Origin of the sequence: Saccharothrix lopnurensis, assembly GCF_042658445.1 — a bacterium.
Taxonomy (GTDB): domain Bacteria; phylum Actinomycetota; class Actinomycetes; order Mycobacteriales; family Pseudonocardiaceae; genus Actinosynnema; species Actinosynnema lopnurensis.
The window spans coordinates 44,779-67,714 of the sequence record NZ_JBHSQO010000046.1; the positions used below are offsets into that span (position 1 = coordinate 44,779).

19 protein-coding genes are annotated in these 22,936 nt (G+C 73.4%); 7 read left to right on the plus strand and 12 right to left on the minus strand.

The window, feature by feature from the left end; translation table 11 throughout:
* Window positions 1-195: 195 nt before the first annotated feature.
* Together fabG and ACFP3R_RS30385 are read left to right on the plus strand one after the other, a co-directional pair.
* Complete coding sequence (gene fabG, locus ACFP3R_RS30380) at window positions 196-957, plus strand: 3-oxoacyl-ACP reductase FabG (RefSeq protein WP_380640962.1); 762 nt, start codon at window positions 196-198, stop codon at window positions 955-957.
* A gap of 5 nt (window positions 958-962) precedes the next feature.
* Window positions 963-1,415: a MaoC family dehydratase gene (locus ACFP3R_RS30385; protein ID WP_380640964.1), complete on the plus strand. Its 453-nt coding sequence runs from the start codon at window positions 963-965 to the stop codon at window positions 1,413-1,415.
* Window positions 1,416-1,505: 90 nt separating this feature from the next.
* Here the strand turns inward: ACFP3R_RS30385 and ACFP3R_RS30390 are convergent, their stop codons facing one another.
* The 5 genes from ACFP3R_RS30390 to ACFP3R_RS30410 form a co-directional block, all read right to left on the minus strand.
* Entirely contained in the window at window positions 1,506-2,078 is a 573-nt protein-coding gene (locus ACFP3R_RS30390; protein ID WP_380640966.1) for a DinB family protein, read from the minus strand.
* A complete protein-coding gene (locus ACFP3R_RS30395) occupies window positions 2,075-2,659 on the minus strand; it encodes a TetR/AcrR family transcriptional regulator (protein WP_380640967.1) in 585 nt (194 codons plus the stop codon). The genes ACFP3R_RS30390 and ACFP3R_RS30395 overlap by 4 nt, the downstream gene beginning before the upstream one ends.
* A gap of 93 nt (window positions 2,660-2,752) precedes the next feature.
* Complete coding sequence (locus ACFP3R_RS30400; protein WP_380640969.1) at window positions 2,753-3,514, minus strand: SDR family NAD(P)-dependent oxidoreductase; 762 nt, start codon at window positions 3,512-3,514, stop codon at window positions 2,753-2,755.
* On the minus strand, window positions 3,514-4,716 hold the full coding sequence (locus ACFP3R_RS30405) for an acetyl-CoA C-acetyltransferase (RefSeq protein WP_380640971.1): 1,203 nt from the start codon (window positions 4,714-4,716) through the stop codon (window positions 3,514-3,516). The genes ACFP3R_RS30400 and ACFP3R_RS30405 overlap by 1 nt, the downstream gene beginning before the upstream one ends.
* A gap of 32 nt (window positions 4,717-4,748) precedes the next feature.
* Window positions 4,749-5,894, minus strand: coding sequence for an acyl-CoA dehydrogenase family protein (locus tag ACFP3R_RS30410; RefSeq protein WP_380640973.1), 1,146 nt, complete (start codon window positions 5,892-5,894; stop codon window positions 4,749-4,751).
* Window positions 5,895-6,026: 132 nt separating this feature from the next.
* Between ACFP3R_RS30410 and ACFP3R_RS30415 the strand changes: the two genes are divergently transcribed.
* A complete protein-coding gene (locus tag ACFP3R_RS30415; RefSeq protein ID WP_465270003.1) occupies window positions 6,027-6,578 on the plus strand; it encodes a TetR/AcrR family transcriptional regulator in 552 nt (183 codons plus the stop codon).
* A gap of 62 nt (window positions 6,579-6,640) precedes the next feature.
* Here the strand turns inward: ACFP3R_RS30415 and ACFP3R_RS30420 are convergent, their stop codons facing one another.
* The 3 genes from ACFP3R_RS30420 to ACFP3R_RS30430 all read right to left on the minus strand — a co-directional run bounded on the left by ACFP3R_RS30420 (window position 6,641) and on the right by ACFP3R_RS30430 (window position 9,270).
* Window positions 6,641-7,891: a PIN-like domain-containing protein gene (locus ACFP3R_RS30420; RefSeq protein ID WP_380640977.1), complete on the minus strand. Its 1,251-nt coding sequence runs from the start codon at window positions 7,889-7,891 to the stop codon at window positions 6,641-6,643.
* Between the two features lie 156 nt (window positions 7,892-8,047).
* Complete coding sequence (locus ACFP3R_RS30425; protein WP_380640979.1) at window positions 8,048-8,320, minus strand: GlsB/YeaQ/YmgE family stress response membrane protein; 273 nt, start codon at window positions 8,318-8,320, stop codon at window positions 8,048-8,050.
* Between the two features lie 152 nt (window positions 8,321-8,472).
* Entirely contained in the window at window positions 8,473-9,270 is a 798-nt protein-coding gene (locus ACFP3R_RS30430; protein WP_380640981.1) for a sporulation protein, read from the minus strand.
* 156 nt (window positions 9,271-9,426) lie between these two features.
* On the opposite strand from ACFP3R_RS30430, the gene ACFP3R_RS30435 reads away from it, so the two are divergent.
* The 3 genes from ACFP3R_RS30435 to secA2 all read left to right on the plus strand — a co-directional run bounded on the left by ACFP3R_RS30435 (window position 9,427) and on the right by secA2 (window position 16,273).
* A complete protein-coding gene (locus tag ACFP3R_RS30435) occupies window positions 9,427-12,396 on the plus strand; it encodes an acetyl-CoA carboxylase family protein (protein ID WP_380640983.1) in 2,970 nt (989 codons plus the stop codon).
* 10 nt (window positions 12,397-12,406) lie between these two features.
* The gene (locus ACFP3R_RS30440; RefSeq protein ID WP_380640985.1) at window positions 12,407-13,705 is read left to right on the plus strand and encodes an MFS transporter; all 1,299 of its coding nucleotides are present in this window, start codon (window positions 12,407-12,409) and stop codon (window positions 13,703-13,705) included.
* Between the two features lie 249 nt (window positions 13,706-13,954).
* Complete coding sequence (secA2, locus tag ACFP3R_RS30445) at window positions 13,955-16,273, plus strand: accessory Sec system translocase SecA2 (RefSeq protein ID WP_380640987.1); 2,319 nt, start codon at window positions 13,955-13,957, stop codon at window positions 16,271-16,273.
* A gap of 275 nt (window positions 16,274-16,548) precedes the next feature.
* Here the strand turns inward: secA2 and ACFP3R_RS30450 are convergent, their stop codons facing one another.
* Window positions 16,549-16,815 (minus strand): hypothetical protein, encoded by a 267-nt coding sequence (locus tag ACFP3R_RS30450; protein ID WP_380640989.1) that lies wholly within the window; start codon window positions 16,813-16,815, stop codon window positions 16,549-16,551.
* 341 nt (window positions 16,816-17,156) lie between these two features.
* Between ACFP3R_RS30450 and ACFP3R_RS30455 the strand changes: the two genes are divergently transcribed.
* Entirely contained in the window at window positions 17,157-18,464 is a 1,308-nt protein-coding gene (locus ACFP3R_RS30455; protein ID WP_380640991.1) for an alpha/beta hydrolase family protein, read from the plus strand.
* A gap of 42 nt (window positions 18,465-18,506) precedes the next feature.
* Here ACFP3R_RS30455 and ACFP3R_RS30460 read toward each other — a convergent pair whose 3' ends face one another.
* The 3 genes from ACFP3R_RS30460 to ACFP3R_RS30470 are packed head-to-tail and all read right to left on the minus strand — an operon-like array spanning window position 18,507 to window position 22,519.
* On the minus strand, window positions 18,507-20,360 hold the full coding sequence (locus tag ACFP3R_RS30460; protein WP_380640993.1) for a helix-turn-helix domain-containing protein: 1,854 nt from the start codon (window positions 20,358-20,360) through the stop codon (window positions 18,507-18,509).
* A gap of 18 nt (window positions 20,361-20,378) precedes the next feature.
* Window positions 20,379-21,713: an MFS transporter gene (locus tag ACFP3R_RS30465; RefSeq protein ID WP_380640995.1), complete on the minus strand. Its 1,335-nt coding sequence runs from the start codon at window positions 21,711-21,713 to the stop codon at window positions 20,379-20,381.
* 41 nt (window positions 21,714-21,754) lie between these two features.
* Window positions 21,755-22,519 carry a 3-hydroxybutyrate dehydrogenase gene (locus tag ACFP3R_RS30470; protein WP_380640997.1) on the minus strand — a complete coding sequence of 255 codons (765 nt, stop codon included), beginning with the start codon at window positions 22,517-22,519 and terminating at the stop codon, window positions 21,755-21,757.
* Window positions 22,520-22,936: the final 417 nt, after the last annotated feature.

A 22,936-nucleotide genomic window follows, 5' to 3' on the forward strand; every position in this document is an offset into this window, starting at 1 on the left:
GCGCCTCCCCTGGTTGGCATTCCGACCAGTCGGTATGCTTCCCTCGCCCCGCCCTGGCGTCAAGGGAACGCCGCCGGGTAGGTTACTAAGCGGTTGCTTAGGTCGTTGGCGGCGTCCGCGACCCGGGTCCGCGGCTCGTGCTCGCGGGGCGGGCCAGGGACGAAGCTCGTACATCGCAGATCAAGGAGGACTGACGTGGCCGAGACCGACAAGCGGGTGGCGATCGTCACCGGGGCCGCGCGGGGCATCGGCGCCGCCGTGGCCACGCGGCTCGCCGAGGACGGCCTCGCCGTCGCGGTGCTGGACCTCGACGAGGGCACCTGCGCCGAGACCGTCGAGAAGATCCGGGCGGCCGGCGGCACGGCCCTCGCGGTGGGCGTGGACGTCGGCGACAGCGCCGGGGTCGAGGCGGCGGTCCGGCGGGTGACCGACGAGCTGGGCGCGCCGACCGTGCTGGTCAACAACGCGGGCGTGCTGCGGGACAACCTGCTGTTCAAGATGACCGACGAGGACTGGGACGTCGTGATGAACGTCCACCTGCGCGGGTCGTTCCTGATGAGCCGGGCCGTGCAGGCGCACCAGACCAAGGCGGGCTGGGGCCGGATCGTGAACCTGTCGAGCACCTCCGCGCTGGGCAACCGGGGCCAGGCGAACTACTCCGCCGCCAAGGCCGGCCTCCAGGGCTTCACCAAGACGCTGGCGATCGAGCTGGGCAAGTTCGGCGTCACGGTCAACGCGATCGCGCCGGGCTTCATCGCCACCGACATGACCGCCGCCACCGCCGCCCGCGTGGGCGTCGACTTCGAGGACTTCAAGAAGGGCGCGGCGGCCGCCATCCCGGTCAACCGCGTGGGCACGCCCGAGGACATCGCGCACACGGCCTCGTTCCTGGTGAGCGAGGGGGCCGGGTTCGTGTCCGGTCAGGTCGTCTACGTCGCCGGCGGACCGAGGGACTGAGGACCATGCGGACCTTCGAGAACCTCGACGAGTTCGCCGCCGCCGCGGGCGAGCACCTCGGCTTCGGCGGGTGGCACGAGATCACCCAGGAGGAGATCGGCCTGTTCGCCGACGCCACCGGCGACCACCAGTGGATCCACCTCGACCTGGAGAAGGCGGCCGCGGGCCCGTTCGGCGCGCCCGTCGCGCACGGGTACCTGACGCTGTCGCTGATCCCCCTGCTGGTGCGCGACGTCTACACCGTGCGGGGCCTGCGGATGGCCGTCAACTACGGCCTGAACAAGGTCCGCTTCCCCACCCCCGTGGTCGTCGGCTCGCGGGTGCGCGCGGGCGTGGAGCTGGTCGAGGTGACCGCGGCGGCGCAGGGCAGCCAGTCCGTGGCGCGGGTGACCGTCGAGATCGACGGCAACCCCAAACCCGCCTGCGTGGCCGAGACCGTGACGCTGCTGATCGCCTAGCCGCCGACCGCCCGACGCGGACCACCCGGCGCTGACCACCCGGCGCTGACCACCCGGCGCTGACCACCCGGCGCTGACCCGCCCGATCCCCTAGCGGAACCGCCGGGCCAGGTCCTCCAACCTGGCCCGGTACCCCGCCCGCGCCGCCTCGTCGCCGGGCGACATGTTGTCCCGCTCGCGGCGGTGGCCGACCGCGCCGTCGAGCTGCTCGCGCAGGACGTCGAACTGGCCGAGGTGGCGGTTGGTCTCGGCGATCACGTGCACGAGGACCAGGTGCAGCGTCGGGTGCCGCCGCTCCTCGCCCCACCACGGGACGTCGGCCCGCGCGTCGAGGTCCAGCCCCTCGACGGTGGCGTCCGCGTGCGCCCAGGCCCGCCGGTAGAAGGCGACCACGTCCTCGCGGGACTCGTCGGCCGTCGCCCACATGTCGGAGTCGGGCTCGTCGTCGTCGTAGGACAGGGGGTCGGGGAACGGGCGGTCGAACACCTCGCCGAAGTACCCGGTCTCGACGATCGCCAGGTGCTTGACCACGCCGAGCAGGTTGGTGCCGGTCGGCGTGAGCGGGCGCCGCACGTCGTACTCCGACAGCCCCTCCAGCTTCCACAGCACGGTCTCGCGGGCGGTGCGCAGGTAGTGCAGCAGGTCGGCCCGGGGGTCGGTCACCGGCTCTCCTCGACGGGTCGCAGGGATGTGAGCAGCAGGTCCGCGAAGTGCCGGCCGACCTGCTCGGCCGACAGCGGTCCGTCGGCGCTGTACCACTGTCCCAGGTGGTGCACCGAGCCGAAGAAGTAGTGCACGATCAGGTCCGCTGGCACGTCGGCGCGGAACACCCCGGTCCGCTGCCCCTCCTCCACCAGCGCCCGGAACCGCTCGTGGTAGCGGCGGCGCTCCACCCGCATCTCGCGCCGCTTGTCCTCGGCCAGGTGGTCGGCCGAGCGGAAGTACACGCGCGCCTGGTCGAAGTTGTCCACCGAGGTGACCACCACGTCCACCGCGGCGGCGCGCAGCCGCTCCGCGACCGGGGCCGGGCCGGCCGCGATCCGCTCCAGCCGCTCGGTCTGCATCCGCAGCAGCCTGCCGTAGATCTCGTAGAGCAGGTCGTCCTTGGAGCCGAAGTAGTGGTACATGGCGCCCTTGGTGACGCCGGCCAGGTCCACGACCTCCTGCACCGCGACCCGGTCGTAACCCTTGGCGGCGAACAACCGCGTCGCGGCCTCCACCAGCCGCTCCGGTACCGATGCCATGGTCCAAGCATCGCACGCGGGGCTCGGCCGAACACCGCGATGGGCGGGACGGGCGCTCCTCCCGGGCCGCCCGGACCCCGCCGCCGGCACCGCTCAGCCGCCCAGCGCCACGCCACCGTCGACGACGAACGTCGCGCCGGTGGTGTAGCCGCCCGCCGGCGAGGCCAGGAACACCACGGCCGCGGCCAGCTCCTCCGGGTCGCCGATCCGGCCCAGCGGCAGCCGGGCGAGGTGCGCGTCCAGGTAGCCCTCCGGGTAGTCGTCGGTCATCTCGGAGGCGAAGTAGCCGGGCGCGATCGCGTTGACCCGGATGCCCTTGCGGCCGGTCCACTGCGCGGCCAGGTCGCGGGTCAGGCCGAGCAGGCCGGCCTTGGACGCCGAGTAGGCCGCCTGCGGCAGGCCGCCGGAGACCAGGCCCAGCACGCTGGAGACGTTGACGATCGAGCCGCCGCCGGTCATCACCGCGGCCGCGGCCTGCGCCATCCAGTACGCGCCGTTGAGGTTGACCTCCACCACGCCGCGGAACTGCTCGGGCGTCTCGCGCGAGGCGGGCACGGCCGAGGCGACGCCCGCGTTGTTCACCAGCACCGACACCCGCCCGAACGCGGCGGCGGCGCGGGCGACCTCGCGGCAGTCCTCGGGCCGCGCCACGTCGGCCGGCACGACCAGGGCGCGGCGGCCCGCACCCTCGACCAGCGCGGCGGTGTCCCGGAGCCGGTCGGCGCGGCGCGCGGCGAGCACGACGTCGGCGCCCGCCTCGGCCAGGCCCTTGGCGAAGGCCACGCCGAGCCCGGAGGACGCGCCGGTGACGATCGCGACCTGCCCGTCGAGCCGGAACCGGTCGAGGATGCCCATCAGGAGAGCCTTTCCAGGATGATCGCCATGCCCTGCCCGCCGCCGACGCACATGGTCTCCAGGCCGAACTGCGCGTCACGGGCGCGCATCCCGTTGATCAGGGTGGTCATGATGCGGGCGCCGGTGGCGCCGAACGGGTGGCCGAGCGCGATCGCCCCGCCGTGCACGTTGAGCCGGTCCGGGTCGATGCCGAGCGCGCGTTGGCTGGCCAGCACCTGCACGGCGAACGCCTCGTTGATCTCGACCAGGTCGATGTCGCCGATCGACAGGCCCGCGTGGGCCAGGGCCTGCCGGGTGGCGTCGACCGGGCCGAGGCCCATCACCTCCGGGCTCAGGCCGGAGACGCCGGTGGCGACGACGCGCGCCAGCGGGGTCAGGCCGAGCTCGGCCGCCCTGGTGTCGCTCAGGACGACCACGGCGGCCGCGCCGTCGTTGAGGGGGCAGCAGTTGCCGGGCGTGACCGTCCCCTGTGGACGGAACGAGGGCTTGAGCGCGGCGACCGCGTCGTGGGTGACGCCGGCGCGCGGGCCGTCGTCGGTGTCGACCACCGTGCCGTCGGGCAGGGTCACCGGGGTGATCTCGCGCGCGTAGAAGCCGTCGGCGATGGCCTTCTCCGCCAGGTTCTGCGAGCGCACGGCGAACTCGTCCTGCTCGCGGCGGCCGATGCCGAGCAGCGTGGCGACGTTCTCGGCGGTCTGCCCCATGGCGATGTAGTAGTCGGGCGGTTCGCCGTCCTCGCGCGGGTCGCGCCAGGTCGCGTTGTCCGCCGCGGTGCGCTCGGTGCGGGCGCGGGCGGCGTCGAACAGGGGGTTGAGGTGCGGGTCGCCGTGGCGGTAGCGCGAGACGCACTCCACGCCCGCGCTGACGAACGCGTGCCCCTCGCCCGCCTTGATCGCGTGGAAGGCCATCCGCGCGGTCTGCACCGACGAGGCGCAGAACCGGTTGACCGTGGTGCCGGGCACGGTGTCCAGGCCGAGCTGGACGGCGACGCGGCGGGCCACGTTCTGGCCGTGCTCGTCCTGGGGTTCGGCGCAGCCCAGGTGCAGGTCGGTGATCCCGGCCGGGTCGAGCCCGGGGACCTGGTCCAGGGCCGCCCGGACCACCTGGGCGGCCAGGTCGTCCGGGCGCAGGTCGACCAGCGACCCCTTGCGGGCGCGGCCGATGGGGGAACGCGCGGTGGCCACGACGACGGCCTCGGGCATCTGCTCTCCTCCGCTCTGCGGTCCGCGGGCCCTCACAGCTCCAGGTCGCGGCCGATGAGTTCCTTCATGATCTCGTTGGAACCGGCCCAGATCTTGGTGACGCGGGCGTCCATCCAGGCGCGGGCCACGCGGTACTCGGTCATGTAGCCGTAGCCGCCGTGCAGCTGCACGCAGGCGTCGAGCACGTCGTTCTGGACCTCGGCGCTCCAGTACTTCGCCTTGGCCGCGTCGGTGGCCGTCAGCTCGCCGCGGGTGTGCGCCTCGGTGCACCGGTCCACGAACGCCTGGGTCACGTCGATCTTGGTGACCAGCTCGGCCAGCAGGAACTTGTTGTGCTGGAAGGAACCGATGGCCTGGCCGAACGCCTTGCGCTCCTTGACGTAGGCGATCGTCTCCTCCAGGATCTGCCCGGCGTGGGCCAGGTTCGCGATCGAGGAGCCCAGGCGCTCCTGCGGCAGGCGCTGCATCATGTGGACGAAGCCCTGGTCGACCTCGCCGATCACGTTCCCGTCCGGGACGCGGACGTCGGTGAAGAACAGCTCGGCGGTGTCGGACTCGGGCTGGCCGACCTTGTCCAGCTTGCGCCCGCGCTCGAAGCCCGCCATGCCGGTCTCGACGGCGAACAGGGTGATGCCGCGGGCCTTCTTCTCCGGGCCGGTGCGGGCGGCGACCACGACGAGGTCGGCGGAGAAGCCGTTGGTGATGAAGGTCTTGGAGCCGTTGAGGACCCAGTCGCCGTCCCGCCGCACGGCGGTGCTCCTGAGCGCGGCGAGGTCGGAGCCGCCGGACGGCTCGGTCATGCCGATGGCGGTGACCAGCTCGCCCGAGCAGAAGCGCGGCAGCCAGCGCCGCTTCTGCTCCTCGGTGCACAGGTCGACCAGGTAGGGGGCCACGACGTCGTAGTGGATGCCCAGGCACGAGGACATGGCCGCGCTGACCTTGGACAGCTCCTCGCCGAGGACGGCGTTGAAGCGGTAGTCGCCCGCGCCGCCGCCGCCGTGCTCCTCGGGGACCTCCAGGCCCAGCAGCCCCTGGCGGCCCGCTTCGAGCCACACCTCGCGGTCGATGTGGCGCTGCTCGATGAACCGGTCGTGGTGGGGCTTGAGGGTGCGGTCGACGAACGCCCGCACGCTCTCGCGGAACGCTTCGTGGTCGGGTCCCAACAGCGAGCGACGCACCTCTCCAGCCTCCATACTAAGCGGTTGCTTAGTCACCAGACTGCGGTATCGTCCGTGCTCGTGTCAAGGCGCGACGAGTTCGACCGGCTGGATGCGACCTGGTCGTCGGTGACCCCGCCGGCCGCGCGCCGGATGCTCATCGCGGCCGCCGCCGCGTTCTCGGTGCGCGGGTACCACGCCACCACCACCCGGGACATCGCGGCGCAGGCCGGCATGTCGCCCGCCGCCGTCTACATCCACTACCGGTCCAAAGAGGAACTGCTGTTCCAGATCTCCCGGATCGGGCACACCACCTCGCTGGCGCTGCTGACCTCGGTCGCCGGGGACGACCCCGCGACGCGGCTGGCGTCGGCGGTGCGGGCGTTCGCGTCGTGGCACGCGGAGTACCACGTGACCGCGCGGGTGGTGCAGTACGAGCTGAGCGCGTTGACGCCCGAGCACCTGGCCGAGGTCGTCGAGGTGCGGCGGCGCATCGAGGGCGCGGTGCGGGACATGGTCGAGGCCGGCGTGGCGGCGGGGGTGTTCGACGTGCCCGACGTGCGGGGCGCGACGCTGGCGGTGCTGTCGCTGTGCATCGACGTGGCCCGGTGGTTCCACCCGGACCGGGGGCGGACGCCGGCGCGGATCGGGGACCTGTACGCCGACCTGGTGCTGCGGATGGTCGGCGCCGAGACCGCGCGCTGAAGCGCACCGCCCGGCCCGGGTGCCCGGGTGGGGCGCTCGGCCCGGTCGCTCGGCCCGGTCGCTCAGGTCGTCACCCAGCCCCGCTCCCGGGCCGGGTCCGAGCCCGCCCAGTGGTCCCCCACCGGCCACATCACCGGGATGCCCAGGTTCGCCAGGCCGTCGAGCACCCGGTCACCGGGCCGGTCCGGGAACACCACCACGTCGTCGCCCCCGGTCTCGGTGTGCGTGCGCACCAGCCGGGCCACCCACTTCACCGAGGCGTTCGGCTCCGCGAACGGCGGGTCGACCAGGAACGCCCGCCGCCGACCGCCCGCGTCCCCGGCCCGCAGGACCACGTGGCCGTCGCCGGAGTGGTAGTCCGGGATGAGGTCGCGGGTCAGGAACACCTCGACGAAGTTGAACGCGAGCACCTGGAGCGCCGAGGTGTTCGCCTGCCGGAGCGCGCGCTCGACGTCGTCGACCGACTCCTCCCGCACCACCGGGCCGAGCAGCTCGTGCGCGTGCCGCAGGAAGGCGTCCGGCCGCATGGTGAACAGCCGCACCCCGGCCACCTCGCGCAGCTCCTCGTACAGCTCGGGCCGGGGTCCCCGGGCGTTGCCGTGCTCGTCGAGGCGCCACCAGCCCTCGGCGGCCTCGCCGGTGACGAGCAGGACGTCCCGCCCGCGGCGCGCGGCCTCCGCGAGGACCTGCCGCCACACCAGGTAGTCGCCCTCCCCGCCGGGCGGGACCCGGTCGCGGTCGCGCCCGGCGGCCTCCGTCAGCGCCGCGCGGTGCTCCTCCGGGGGCAGCGGGTCGCCGACGCGGCCGAAGAGCAGCCCGTCGAGGTCGGCGACCACCGGGTCCTCCTCGGTGTCCACCGCCGCCTCCTGGCGGGTGGCCTCGGTCAGGCGCGCCACCACGTGCTCGTGGGCGTCCCGGAGGACCCGCTCCAGCACCGGCAGCTCCTCGGGCCCGAGCGACACCCGGTCCGCCCAGGACCGCAGGCCGCGCACCGCCTGCTCCTCGGCCTTGCGCAGCGCCCTCGCGGCCCGCGCGGTCACCTGCTCCGCCTCGCTCAGGGCCGCCTCGCGGCGGCACCAGAAGTCGGCCAGCACCTGGTGCGGCACCCACAGCCGGCCGCGGGTGCGCCGGAGGGCGCCCAGGAGGTCGGACCGGGCCTGCGGGGTGCAGCGGTAGAGGCTGAGCAGGGTGTCGGTGTCGAGCACGACCAGACCGCGCGCGAGCAGGTCGCGGTGGTGGTCGGGACGGGCGGTGCGGTAGGCGCCGAAGCCGTCGAGGATGCCCCTCGACTCGGCTGACGACTCATCGGCCATCCGGGAATTGTCGTACCCCGCCGGTAACGTGAAAGCAGGGGTCCCCCTGCGCGGGGGACCCCTCGACGTGCTCGGGCCGGTTCGCCGGCCGGCGAACCGGCCCAATCCGGTCCGGTCAGAACCTGTCCGAACCGGTCCGATCCGCCGGTCGGCGCGCTAGCGGACCGACCTCTTGCCGTAGAAGCCGGCCACGAGGCTCACGCCGACCGCCGCGATGAGCACCTGCACGATGATCTCGATCCAGTCGATGCCCCGCGTGTCCTCGACGCCGAACGCCCTGGCCACGAACGTGCCCAGGAACGCGGCCACGATGCCGACCACAAGGGTCAGCCACAGCGGGATGGCCTGCCTGCCCGGCGCGACGAGCTTGCCGAGCAGCCCGATGACGAGCCCCACCACCAGGGCGCTGATCACACCGCCGATGCCCATGACGCCTCCCGCGGTCCGTCCACCTCGTCGGGGCCCGCGCACCACCGGGGCCCCGACGTCCATCCTCCCACCGAACACCCCGGCGGCCGCTCGCTCAACCCACGTCACCGAGTTCGATTCACCCGACTCGGTGAACCTCCGGGATGACCGCCCTACAGGCCGTAACCGCCGAAGGAGCGCCGGCCCGCCACCTTCTCCATCCACTGGTGCAGCAGCGCCGCCCAGTCGGAGCGCAGCACCTCGTCGTGGGACATCGCGAAGTGCCCGAACGTGTCGCCGCCCGCGCGCAGCAGGCCGCCGCGGCGGTCGGCCTCCAGCACCACGTACAGGTGGTGCGGGTCGGTGACGAAGGTCAGCTCCAGCTGGCTGATCTTGGCCAGGAACTGCTGCGGGGGCAGGAACTCGATCTCCTGGTAGAACGGCAGCTGCTGCGGCACGCCGTGGATGCGCCCCTGCTCGGAGTCGGCCCGCTGGAAGCGGAAGCCGAGCGCGCCGAACGCGTTGAGCACGTGCTCCTGCGAGCGGATGGGGTGCACGTTGAACAGGTCGAGGTCGCCGGGGTCGACCGCGCCGCGGACCTCCAGCTCGGTGCGCAGGCCCATGGTCATCCCGTGCAGGACCTGCCCGTGGACCACGGTCAGCGGCGTCTCCAGCGGCACCGGGAACCGGAAGGGCAGCGACAGGTTCTGACCGGGTCCGACGCCGATGCCCCGCCCGACGACGACCTGGGCGAACTCGACGTCGCGGCGGTACTCGTTGTCGCCGCTCTCCACCTCGACCTTGGTGACCAGCGACAGCTTGACGTGGTCGATGTCGACGGCGTGGTCGCCGCCGGCGATGCGGACCTCGCCGGTCAGCACCTCACCCGGCCGGACGTTCGGGTTGGTCAGCACCGTGTCGACCGTGGGACCGCCGACCCCGAACGCGCGCAACATCCTCTTGAAAACCACGGTGGTGCCTCCTGAACAGCTCCGGCGATCACGCCCTGGGACCCGAATGTCGTAATGACGCGTCGCCGGGTGAATCGGTTGCCCCTGGACGAACGCCAAGCCAGGTGCCAGTATGCGACCGGCGTCACATACTAAGCGGTCGCTCAGGAGGTTGTCGTGCCCACGCTGCTCGTCGCCAACCGGGGGGAGGTCGCCGTCCGCGTCCTGCGCGCCGCCGCCGACCTGGGGTGGGGCTCGGTCGCGCTCGTCACCGACGCCGACGACGCGCACGCCCGATTCGCCGACCGCGCGGTGCGGCTGCCCGACGCGCGGTCCTACCTGGACGTGGACGCGGTGCTCGCCGCCGCGGGCGGGTGCGACCTGGTGCACCCCGGCTACGGGTTCCTGGCCGAGGACGCGCGCTTCGCGCGGCGGTGCGCCGAGGCCGGGCTGACCTTCGTCGGGCCGCCGCCCGAGGTGCTGGAGCTGCTCGGCGACAAGCGACGGGCGCGCGAGCTGGCCGCCGGGGTGGGCGTGCCGGTCCTGGCGGGCGCCGAGGACGGGTTCGAGGAGTTCTTCCGCGCGCACGGCGCCGTGGTGGTCAAGGCCGCGGCGGGTGGCGGCGGCAAGGGCATACGGGTGGTACGGCACCTCGCGGACCTCGCGGCCGCCGTGCGGCGGTGCCGGTCCGAGGCGCTGGCGGCGTTCGGCGACGACGCGGTGTACGTCGAGGAGCTGGTGGAGCCCGCCCGGCACGTCGAGGTGCAGCTGGTCGGCACCACCGTGCTCGGGGACCGCGACTGCTCGCTCCAGTCCCGGCACCAGAAGCTGGTCGAGATCGCGCCCGCGCCGCACCTGTCCCCCGACCTGCGGGCGGCGCTGCACGGCGCGGCGGCCGCGATCGCCCGCGCCGTCCGCTACACCGGCCTGGGCACGGTGGAGTTCCTGGTCCCGCCGGACGGGCGGTTCGCGTTCCTGGAGGCCAACCCCCGGCTCCAGGTCGAGCACACGGTCACCGAGCAGGTCACCGGCCTGGACCTGGTGCGCGCCCAGCTGCTGCTGGCCACCGAGGTCGAACCGGACCTGGCGCACACCCCGCGCGGCTGGGCGGCGCAGCTGCGGGTGAGCCTGACCTCGACCGGCCGGCTGTCGGTGTTCGTCCCGCCGACCGGACCGGGCGTGCGGGTGGACACGCACGCGTCGACCGGCTACCGCGCGGGCCTGGGCTTCGACCCGCTGCTGGCCAAGGTCGTGGTGCACGCCGACGACCCGGGCACGCTGCTCAAGCGGGCGCGGCGGGCGCTGGACGAGTTCACCGTGGACGGGGCGAGGACCAACCTCCCGTTCCTGCGCGGGCTCCTGGACCACCCGGACGTGTGGCGGGCGACCACCGGCCTGGTGGACTCGCTGCCGCGCGAGGACACCGGGGCGCGCGCTCCCGTGCGGGGCACGGTGGTGGCCGTCGAGGACGGCGCGGTCGTCGTCGAGGCGATGAAGATGCAGCACGTCGTGCCGGTCGGGGACGGGCGCGTGCTGGTGTCGGTCGGGGACACCGTCGCCGAGGGCGCGCTGCTGGCCGAGGGCGTGGACGTGGCGGTCGAGGAGAAGGCCGTCGAGGTCGACCTGGACGAGGTGCGCCCGGACCTGGCGGAGGCGTTGGCGCGGCACGACTTCGCCCGGCCCGGGGCGGAGGCGCGGCGGCACGCGGCCGGGCGGCGCACGGCCCGGGAGAACATCGCCGACCTGTGCGCCGACTTCGTCGAGTACGGCGGGCTGGCCATCGCCGCGCAGCGCGGGCGGCGGTCGCTGGACGAACTGGTCGAGCGCACCCCCGCGGACGGGCTGGTGGCGGGCGTCGGGCGGGTGAACGGCGAGCGGGTCGTGGCCCTGTCCTACGACTACACGGTGCTCGCCGGCACGCAGGGCATCCGCAACCACGCCAAGAAGGACCGGATGTTCGAGCTGGCCGGGCGCCAGGGGCTGCCCGTGGTGCTGTTCGCCGAGGGCGGCGGCGGGCGTCCGGGCGACACCGACCACGGCGGCGTCAGCAGGCTGGACTGCGCGGCGTTCCACCTGTTCGCCAGGCTGTCCGGGCTGGTGCCGCTGGTGGGCGTGGCCTCGGGGCGGTGCTTCGCGGGCAACGCGGTGCTGCTGGGCACCTGCGACGTGGTCATCGCGACCCGCGACGCCACCATCGGCATGGGCGGGCCGGCCATGATCGAGGGCGGCGGCCTCGGCGTGTTCCGGCCCGAGGAGGTCGGGCCGGTCGACGTGCAGGTGCCCAACGGCGTGGTCGACGTGCTGGTGGCCGACGACGCCGAGGCCGTCGCGGTGGCGCGGAAGTACCTGTCGTACTTCCGGGGGCCGGTGGGGGCGTGGGAGTGCGCCGACCAGCGGGTGCTGCGGCACGCCGTGCCGGAAAACCGGGTGCGCGCCTACGACGTGCGGACCGTGGTGGAGGCGCTGGCGGACACCGGGTCCGTGCTGGAGCTGCGGCCGTCGTTCGGGCGCGGGGTCGTCACCGCCCTGGCGCGCGTCGAGGGCGAGCCGCTGGGGATCCTCGCCAACGACCCGGCGGTGCTGGGCGGCGCCATCGACTCCGACGCGGCGGACAAGGCCGCCCGGTTCCTGCGGCTGTGCGACGCGTTCGACCTGCCGGTGCTGTCGCTGTGCGACACGCCGGGGTTCATGGTCGGACCGGACGCCGAGCGCACGGCCACCGTGCGGCACCTGACCCGGCTGCTCGTGGCGGGCGCGAACCTGGACGTGCCGTTCGGGTTCGTGGCGCTGCGCAAGGCGTACGGGCTGGGCGCGCAGGCGATGGCGGCGGGCAGCCTCAAGGCGCCCCGGTTCGCCGTGGCGTGGCCCAGCGGCGAGTTCGGCCCGATGGGGCTGGAGGGCGCGGTGCGCCTGGGCTACCGGCGGGAGCTGGACGCCATCGACGACCCGGAGCAGCGCCGCGAGGCGTTCGAGGCGATGGTCGCCGCCGCCCACGAGCACGGCAAGGCGCTCAACGTGGCCTCCGCGTTCGAGATCGACGACGTCATCGACCCGGCCGACACCCGGCACTGGGTCACCTCGCAGCTCACCTGCGGGCCCAGGCCCGCCCGTACCGGCAAGAAGCGTCCGTTCCTGGACACCTGGTGAAGGGAAAACCATGGTCACGACCGCCCCGCCCGACCAGCGCCGCACGCTGCGCAAGCTCATGGCCGCCGGGCTCGTCGGCTCCTCGCTGGAGTGGTACGACTTCTTCATCTACGCCACCGCCGCCGCGCTGGTGTTCCCGAAGCTGTTCTTCCCGGGGGCGACGCCGCTGGTCGGGCTGCTGCTGTCGTTCAGCACGTTCTGGGCCGGCTTCGTCGCCCGGCCGCTCGGCGGGCTGGTGTTCGGGCACGTCGGCGACCGGTACGGCCGCAAGCCCGCGCTGGTGACGTGCCTGGCGCTGATGGCGGGCGCGACGTTCCTGATCGGGCTGCTGCCGACCAGCGCGTCCATCGGCGTGGCGGCGCCCGTGCTGCTGGTGGCGCTGCGGTTCCTCCAGGGCATCGCGGTCGGCGGGCAGTGGGGCGGGGTGGTGCTGCTGCTGACCGAGAGCGCCGGACCCGGGCGGCGGGGGTTCGCCGGGACGTTCGGGCAGGCCGGGGTGCCGCTGGGGGTCATCCTGGGCAACGTGTCGTTCCTGCTGACCGGGGCCCTGCTGCCGGCCGCGTCGTTCGCCTCGTGGGGGTGGCGGGTGCCGTTCCTGGCGAGCGCGCTGCTGTTCCCGGTGGTGCTGTTCATCCAGCTGAAGGTCGAGGACAGCCCGGTGTTCCGGGAGATCAAGGAGCGGCGCGGGGAGGCGCCGGTCGCGCCGCTGTCGGAGGTGCTGCGCACCCACCGGCGGCCGGTGCTGCTGGGGGCGGGGCTGATGTTCGCGTCGAACGCGGTGTTCTACGTGAGCATCGCCGGCGTGCTCGACTACGCGACCCGGGAGCTGGGGCTGGCGCGCAACCCGGTGCTGGTGGTGACGCTGCTGTCGTCGCTGCTGTCCGTGCCGGTGATCCTGCTGGCCGGGCGCTGGTCGGACCGCCACGGCCGGCGGCCGCTGATCGTGGTCGGGGCGGTGGCGATGGTGGTGTGGGCGTTCCCCTACTTCTGGCTGGTCGACACGGCGTCGCTGGGGATGCTGTTCGTGGCGCTGACGGTGTCGGGGATCGGGTCGAGCCTGGTGTACGGGCCGGTGGCGGCGTACCTGGCGGAGCTGTTCGAGCCGCACGTGCGGTACTCGGGGGCGTCGCTGGCGTACCAGCTGGCGTCGATCCTGGTGAGCGGTGGGACGCCGTTCATCATGACGGCGCTGCTGGTGGCGACCGGGACCTCCCTGTCGGTGTCGGCGTTCCTGCTGGTGATGGGGCTGGTGACGTTGGCCTCGGTGCTGGGGTTGCCGGAAACGCACCGGCCCGGGGTCGAAGCCTGAACGAGGGCGCGCGGAGGGGTGTCCTCGCACGGGGGCGCCCCCCGGTCGCGGTGCGCACCCGGGTGCGGTGTGCCGGGGGACGTCCGTCGACGATCACCGCACCGCCGTGGCGGGTCGTTCGCAGGCCGGACGGGTCCGTTCGGTGATGCCTGTGCGCCCAACCGGACCAAGATCAACGCAGCTCACCCGAGTGAACGGTCAACCGGGTGACGTGCGGAACGTTGCGCGCTTGCCGTACGTTGCCGTGCCGTGACCACTCTCCTGGGACGGTTCAAGCAGCGGCTGCGCCGGTTCGCGCAGAAGCCCGGCTCCGCCGACCTCACGCCCTACCGCAAGCTCCTCGACGAGGTGAACGAGCGGGCGGCGCGCGTGAAAGAGCTGAGCGACGAGGAGTTGACCGCGGCGGCCGCCGAGCTGCGCGGGAAGTCCGAGTTCGGCCGTCCCGAGCTGGTCGAGGTCTGCGCGCTCGGGCGCGAGGCCGCGGACCGGGCACTGGGCCTGCGGCCGTTCGACGTGCAGGTCCTCGGCGCGCTCGGGCTGCTCGAAGGGCACGTCGTGGAGATGGCGACGGGTGAGGGCAAGACGCTCTCCGGCGCCATCGCCGCCGCCGGCTTCGCGCTGCGCGGCGACCACGTGCACGTCGTCTCGGTCAACGACTACCTCGCCCAGCGCGACGCCGAGTGGATGGGTCCGCTCTACCGGCTGCTGGGCGTGAGCGTCGGCTGGATCGACCAGAGCTCCAAGCCCGAGGAGCGCCGCGCCGCCTACCAGGCCGAGGTCACCTACGCCTCGGTCAGCGAGATCGGCTTCGACGTGCTGCGCGACCGGCTGGCCACCGACGTGGCCGACCTGGTCGTGCCCCAGCCACGCGTCGCGCTGGTCGACGAGGCCGACTCGGTGCTGGTCGACGAGGCGCGCGTGCCGCTGGTGCTGGCGGGCTCCACGGCCGGCCCGGCGGTCGACCCGGCGCTGGCCGACCTGGTCAAGCGCCTGCGCCGCGACCTGCACTTCGAGATCGACGACGAGGAGCGCAACGTCTACCTGACCGGCGCGGGCAGCGAGCTGGTCGAGCGCGCCCTCGGCGGCATCGACCTGTACTCCGACGAGCACGTCTCCACCACGCTGTCCAAGGTCAACGTGGCCCTGCACGCGCAGGTCCTGCTGCACCGCGACGTGGACTACATCGTCCGCGACGGCAAGGTGCACCTGATCAACGACACCCGCGGCCGGATCGCGAAGCTCCAGCGCTGGCCCGACGGCCTCCAGGCGGCGGTCGAGGCCAAGGAGAACGTGGCGACCACGGACGCGGGCGAGGTGCTGGACTCCATCACCGTCCAGGCCCTGCTCAACCGCTACCCGACGGTGTGCGGCATGACCGGCACCGCGGTGGCCGTGGCCGAGCAGCTGCGCGACTTCTACCAGCTGGAAGTGCTGGTCATCCCGCCGAACGTGCCGACGATCCGCGAGGACGAGGCGCCCCGCCTGTACGCGACGGTGGAGCAGAAGGAAGCGGCGATCGTCGCGGAGATCGAGGAGGTCCACACCACGGGCCGCCCGATCCTCGTCGGCACGCTGGACGTGGCCGAGTCCGAGCGGCTGTCCCGCAAGCTGTCCGAGGCCGGTCTGGAGTGCGTGGTCCTCAACGCCAAGAACGACGCCGAGGAGGCGGCGATCATCGCCGACGCGGGCTCGTTCGAGCGGATCACCGTGTCGACCCAGATGGCGGGCCGCGGCACCGACATCCGGCTGGGCGGGCACGACTCGACCGACCACGAGCGCATCGCCGAGCTGGGCGGCCTGTACGTCATCGGCACCGGGCGGCACTCCAGCAGCCGGCTGGACGACCAGCTGCGCGGCCGCGCCGGCCGGCAGGGCGACCCGGGCGGCTCGGTGTTCTTCTCCTCCCTCCAGGACGAACTGGTCACGCAGTACGTGCCCGACCACGAGGAGCCCGCCGAGGTGGCCGAGGACGGCCGGGTGGCCGACGAGGGCACGCTGCACACCGTGGAGCACGGCCAGCGCGTGGCCGAGGGCGTGCACCTGGAGATCCACCGCAACACGTGGCGGTACAACAAGCTGATCGAGCACCAGCGCCAGCTGGTCCTGGAGTTCCGGGACAACCTGCTGCGCACCGACGCCGCGTGGCACGAGCTGGCCAAGCGCGGCCCGGAGCGCGCCGAGGAGCTGGCGGAGCTGGACGAGGAGATCAAGGTGAAGGCGGCGCGGCTGATCGCGCTGCACCACCTCGACCAGCGGTGGAGCGACCACCTGGTGTTCCTGACCGACCTGCGGGAGGGCATCCACCTGCGGGCGCTGGCCCGGCAGAACCCGCTGGACGAGTTCCACCGCGAGGCGATCCCGGCCTACCACAAGATCGTGCCGGACGCGTGGGAGGAGGCGGAGGAGACCTTCGCCAAGGTCGAGATCGACGAGGAGGGGGCGCACCTGGAGGCGGCGGGTGTGCACCGGCCGAACACGACGTGGACCTACCTGGTCAACGACAACCCGTTCTCGTCCGGGCTGGAGGAGACGTTCAAGAGCCTGGTGAAGATGGTCCGCCGCCGCTGAGGGGCGGCGCGGGAACCGACAGGGCACGGGACTGACAGGCGCGGGAACCGACAGGGCGCGGGTTCCGCGGTGGGCACACCGCCGCGGGGCTCGCGCCTCCTGCTTACCCGATCTCGCCTCCCGCCTCCCACTTCCCCGGCCCAGCCTTCCCGCTTCCCACTTCCCGGTCCCGCGGCCGGTGGACCGACCCGGCGAGCCCGCTGCGGGCGGGACTCGCGAGGCACCCCGGCACGGGGTTCGGTGCGGGCTGGGGAGCCTCCCCAGCCCGCGGCGACCTAGTTGAGCGGTGCGGTCACCTTCGGGTTGTGGACCGGCTCGGCCTGGCGGGGCACCTTGGCCGATCTCGGCATCCGCTGCGCCACCGCCTGCTCGGTGAGCACGCGGATCTCCGCCAGGATGTCCAGGTGCTGCTGGGAGGGTGGCGGTCCCACGAGGTTGGAGTGGTCGTACGCGGTGCGCTCAGCCCGCCTGACGAGGTTCTGGATGCGCTGGATCAGGTCCCACTCCTGGTCTGTGCGCTTCGAGCGCCGTTGCTCTGTCACCCCGGAAGCAGACACCTCACGCCGGGTGAACGTAAATCACCTGGAGGTGCGAACTTCACTGCGTCAAGTCAGCTACCCCGACCGGCACGCCCAAAACGCCACGATCGTGCGACAGAAGCCCACTCAGGACGCTTGTGCGCCCCATCCCGGCCCAGCACAACCGGCTTCGGACCGAAGTGCACCGCCGGCATCAGCCGCTCGGGCGTGACCCACAACGGTGACGCGGACCGTTCTGACTCGCCGTCACCGCACCCACCCCACCCGGGTGGCGGCTCTCACCACAGCGGGAGACCGCAGCATGGCGGTGCGAACCATTACCGCGCACCGTGAACCGCCTTACGGTGCCTCGGGTGACCATCGCCGTTCCGCTGATCGCAGCGCTCCTCGCCACCACGGTGCAGGCGGTCCCCGCGCACGCGACGGGGTGCGGTCCCCTGCGCGTCCCCGGCGCCGAGCGCCAGGAGCTGACCCGCCTGGACGACCTGTCCACCGCGGGCGGGCGCACCGACCCCGCCGACTGGGCCGGGCTCACCCCGGCCGACCTCCCCGCGCCCACCCCCGTGGCGGGCGCCCAGCTCGACGGCTACTTCCCCGACACCTCCACCGGCAACACCAACCACGGCTGGGCGCACGACTCGCAGTTCGTCATCCGCCTGCCCGAGCGCTGGAACGGCGGCCTCGTCGTCACCGGCTCCCCCGGCGTCCGCGAGCAGTACGCCAACGACCGCGCCATCAGCGATTTCGTGCTGGCCCGCGGCTACGCCTTCGCGGCCACCGACAAGGGCAACACCGGCGTGGACTTCCACCGCGACGGCCGCCGCCCCGGCGACGCGATCGCCGAGTGGAACTCCCGGGTCACCCAGCTGACCAGGGCGGCCAGGGCGGTCGTGGCGCAGCGCTACTGCCGGCCGCCGGCGCGGACCATCGCCACCGGCCTGTCCAACGGCGGCTACCTGGTGCGCTGGCAGCTGGAGAACCACCCCGAGCTGTACGACGGGGGCGTCGACTGGGAGGGCACCCTGTGGTCCGCGCGGGGCCCGAACCTGCTCACGTTCCTGCCGCCCGCGCTCACCGGCTACCGGACCGGCGACCACGCGAAGGTCGTCGACGCCGGTTTCCCCGCCGAGTCCCAGTTCCTGTGGGACTTCCACCACTCGTACTACTGGGACCTGACCCAGCGGATCTACCGCGAGGAGCTGGATCCCGGCTGGGACGGCGACCGGGAGGCGGGCACGCCGTTCTGCGCGCCCGGTACCCCCGCCTGCGACGCCGACTACGACTACGCCGCCCGCCCGCAGGCGCGGGAGGCCGTCGAGCGCATCGCGCTCACCGGGCGCATCGGCCGACCGCTGCTCACCCTGCACGGCACGCTGGACGTCCTGCTGCCCATCTCCCGGGCGTCCGACGTGTACGCGGACATGGTGCGCCGGGCCGGGCGCGGGGCGCTGTTCCGCTACTACCGGATCGAGGGCGGCACGCACGTGGACTCGCTGTTCGACGCGTTCCCGGACCGGGTGCGGCCGCTGACGCCGTGCCACCGCACCGCGTTCGCCGCGCTGGAGGGGTGGCTCTCGGGCGAGCGGCCGCCCGCCTCGGCCACCGTCCCCCGCCCGGCCGCGGTCAGCTCGACGGAGTGCGCCCTGGGGTGACCCGGCGCGCCACGCCGCCGCGGTCCTCCCGGGCCGCGGCGGCTAGCCGAGCACCTTCATCAGCTTGAGCGCCAGCTGCACCTCCAGCACGCGTTCCGGCGACTGCCAGTCCTCGCCGAGCAGGCTGCCCACCCGGTCCAGCCGCTGCACCACGGTGTTCACGTGCACGTGCAGCTCGTCCTTGGCGCGGCTGAGGTTCGCGCCGCACGCGAAGTAGGCCGTCACCGTGCGCACCAGCTCGGTGCCGCGGCTCGCGTCGTAGTCCAGCAGCGGGCCCAACGTCGAGCGCACGTACCCGGCCACATCGGCGCGGTCGCCCAGCAGCACGCCGACGAACCCCAGGTCGGCGAGCGTGCCGCCGGTGCCGCGCCGGTCGAGCCGCAGCAGCGCCCGCACGCACCGCACCGCCTCGGCGTGCGCGGCGGCCACCTGGCCGGGGCCCCCGGCCGGTCCCCCGGACCCCACGGTCACCAGCGCGCCGACGGCCTTGCCGAGCACGCGCGCCGCGTCCCGCGCCGAGCACGCCGGGTCCGTGCCGGGCAGCACCAGCACAACGTGCTCGCCGTGCGCGCCCGCCAGGCCGCGGCAGCCCGACGCGTGGTGGGCGGCGGCGGGCAGCAGCCGGTCGCGCGGGCCGTCCGCGACCAGCACCACGTGCGGCGCGGCCAGCTCCACCCCGATCCGGCGGGCCCTGGCGCGCAACGCGACCGGGTCGAGGTCCGCGCTGGTCAGCAGGTCGTTGATGAGTTCACCGCGGACCTTGTTCTCGGCCTCGGCGACCGTGCGGCGCAGGAGCAGCAGCAGGGCGGTGACCACGCCCGCGCGCTCGAACAGGCGGCGGTCGGCGTCGCCCAGGTCCGGCCGGTCGGTCAGGGTGAGGCTGCCGAGCAGCTCGCGGCCCGCCAGCACCGCGCACACCCACGCGCCCTCCCTCGGGACGGCCCGGCCGCCGGCGCGGGAGGCGTGCACGGCGGCGCGCGGCGCGGGGGCCGGCGCGGTGCCGATGCGGGCCAGCTCCGCGCCGTCGCTGTCGAGCACCCCGAGGCCGCCGCCGAGCACCTCCGCCACGGCGGCGGCCACCTCGGGCACGTCCGCGCCGCGCAGCACCAGGTCGGTGAGCCGGTCGTGGGCCTCCTCGGCGCGCCGCAGGGCCTCGTTGTGGGCGCGGATCACCTCGCCCGCGGCGCGCGTGCCCTCCAGCAGGTTCGCGGTGTCCAGGGCGATGGCCGCGTGGTCGGCCAGCGAGGACAGCAGCGCCACCTCGTCGGGCGGGAACCGGCGGGGCGAGCGGTTGGCCGCGTAGAGCACGCCGATGACCCGCCGGTCGAGCTTGAGCGGCACGCCCAGGATCGCGACCAGCCCCTCGTCGCGGACGGCCGCGTCGATGGGACCGGTGTGGTCGAAGCGGTCGTCGGCGAAGTAGTCGGCGGTGACGTAGGGCTGGGCGGTCTGCGCGACCAGCCCGCCCAGTCCCTCGCCCATACCGAGCCTGACCTGCTGGAACAGCGCGGAGACCGACCCGTCGGTGACCCGCATGTAGGTGCCGCGCTCGCCCGCGTCGTTCATGCTCAGGTAGGCGGTGTCCGCGCCCAGCAGCAGCCGGGCGCGGCGCACGATCGACCGCAGCACCGCGTCCGGGTCGCGCGCGCCCGCCAGGTCGTTGGCCGTGTCGAACAGGGCCTCCAGCTCGGCCTCGCGGCGGCGGTGCGCGGTGAGCGTGCGGCGGATGCGCAGCGCCCACCCGGTGGCGCGGGCGATGCGGTCCAGCTCGGCGTCCGGCAGGCCGGCCGCGCGGGCCGCGGGGAGCACCGCCGCCAGCCGCTCGCTGCCCGCGTCGCCCGCCAGCAGCCCGAACAGCTCCAGCAGGTGCTCCACCGCGTCCGCCCCGTCGGTCATGCCGTCATGCTTCCACCGTCACGCTTTCGCATGAGCGCGCTCGGTTCCCGTGCGGCTGAGGGAGCTGCCGCGGGTCTCCCGGGCCGCCACCACGGCGATGACGGTCAGCACGCACATGCCCAGCACGTAGAGCACGATCGGGAACGTGCTGTCGTACTCCCTGAGCAGGGCGGTGGCGATGAGCGGCGCCACCGCGCCCGCCGCGATCGACGCCAGCTGGTAGCCGATGGACGCGCCCGAGTAGCGCACCTCCGTGCCGAACAGCTCGGAGAAGAACGCCGCCTGCGGGCCGTACATCGCGCCGTGCAGGACCAGGCCGACCGTGACGGCCAGCGTGATCGGCAGGAACGACCTCGTGTCGAGCAGGGCGAAGAAGGCGAACATCCACAGCCCGATGCCGACCGCGCCGATCAGGTAGGTGGTGCGGCGGCCGATGCGGTCGGACAGCGCGCCCCACAGCGGGATCGTCACCAGGTGCACGAAGGAGCCGATGAGCACGGCGTTCAGGCCCACCGACCGGGACAGCCCCAGCTCCGTGGTGAGGTAGACCAGGATGAACGCGGTGATCACGTAGTAGGACACGTTCTCCGCCATGCGGGCGCCCATCGCGATCAGCACCTCGCGCCAGTGGTGCTTCACCACCGCCACGATCGGGGGCTTCTCGACCAGCTCGCCGCGGGCGGCGGCCTTGCGCTGCGCCTCCAGGAACACCGGGGACTCGGTCACGCTGAGCCGGATCCACAGGCCGATCACCACGAGCACGCCGGACAGCAGGAAGGGCACCCGCCAGCCCCAGGACAGGAACGCCTCGTCGCTCTGCACCGCGGCCAGCACCGCGAGCACCGCCGTGGCCAGCAGGTTGCCCATCGGCACACCGGCCTGGGGCCAGGACGCCCAGAAGCCGCGGCGCTCCGGCGAGCCGTGCTCGGACACGATGAGCACCGCGCCGCCCCACTCGCCGCCGAGGGCGAAGCCCTGCACCAGGCGCAGGAACGTCAGCAGCAGCGGCGCGGCCACGCCGATCGCGGCGTAGGTGGGCAGCAGGCCCATGGCGAACGTCGCGCCGCCCATCAGCAGCAGGCTGAGCACGAGCAGCTTCTTGCGGCCGAGCTTGTCGCCGTAGTGGCCGAAGACCAGGCCGCCCAGCGGGCGGGCCAGGAAGCCGATCGCGTAGGTGGTGAAGGCGAGCAGGGTGCCGGTGAGCGGGTCGGAGTTCGGGAAGAACAGCTTGTTGAACACCAGCGCGGCCGCTGATCCGTACAGGAAGAAGTCGTACCACTCGACGGTCGTGCCGATCAGGCTGGCTATGACGACCTTGGTGAAGGGGCGCTTGGGTTGGGCGGCTTGGGTCATGGGTGCTCACCACTTCATTGGGGAGGGGCCTTGCCTGGCGCTCACTGGGCGGTCCAACCGCCGTCGATCGTGAAGGTGGAGCCGGTGACGCGACCGGAGTGCGGACCGCACAGCCACAGCACGACGGAGGCGACCTCGGCCGGTTCGACGAGCTGCTTGATGGCGTGCCGGGTGAGCAGCACCTCGGACAGCACGCGGTCGGGCTCGATGCCGTGGGCGCGGGCCTGGTCGGCGACCTGGTTCTCCACCAGCGGGGTGCGCACGTAGCCGGGGCTGACGCAGTTGCTGGTGACGCCGTGCGGGGCGCCTTCGAGGGCGACGACCTTGCTCAGGCCCTCCAGCCCGTGCTTGGCGGCGACGTAGGCGGACTTGAAGGCGCTGGCGCGCACGCCGTGCACGCTGGAGATGTTGACCACCCGGCCCCAGCCGTGCCGGTACATGTGCGGCAGGACGTGCCGGGCGAGCAGGAACGGCGCGGTGACCATGACGCGCTGGAGCAGGTCGAACCGGTCGGGTGGGAACTCGTGCACCGGGGCGACGTGCTGGAGGCCCGCGTTGTTGACCAGGACGTCGACCTCGGCGGGCAGCCGGTCCAGGTCGGGCCCGGCGAGGTCGACCACGTGCTGCGTGCCGCCGGTCTCGCGGGCGGCCCCCGCCACGGCGTCGCGGTCGCGGTCGACCAGGTGCACCTCGGCCCCCGCGCGGGCCAGCGCCACCGCGCACGCCCGGCCGATGCCGCTGCCCGCGCCGGTGACCAGGGCGGTGCGGCCGGACAGGTCGGTGCTGTGACCGGGGACACGAGTCATGGCCCGAAACGCTAGGTGACCTGGGGTGCAGCGCCCATGTGAGCAGCCGACACAACTCACCGGTAACCAGTGTGCCCAACCACCAGCCGACCAAAGTGACATCGACTTCGTGAATACCGCATGAAGTCACCCACCCCCGCGAAGTAGGCTGCATTGGCCCGATCGGGGGACGAACCAGCCAATGGGGGTTACCAAGTGTCACTCACGCCGATCTACGACGACCTGCTGCGCGAGTTCGAGGGCATCATCCTAGCCAGCAAAAACGTCGAGCCAGCCAAGTCCTCCACCACCCCCACTCCCGCCCCTCCCCCTCCCACTCCCCCCGCCCCCACCCCCTAGACCCCGCGCGAGTCGTACGTCCAGACCTCGCGTGTCGTACGTCCAGACCCCCCGAGTTACACGTTCAGACCCCGCGAG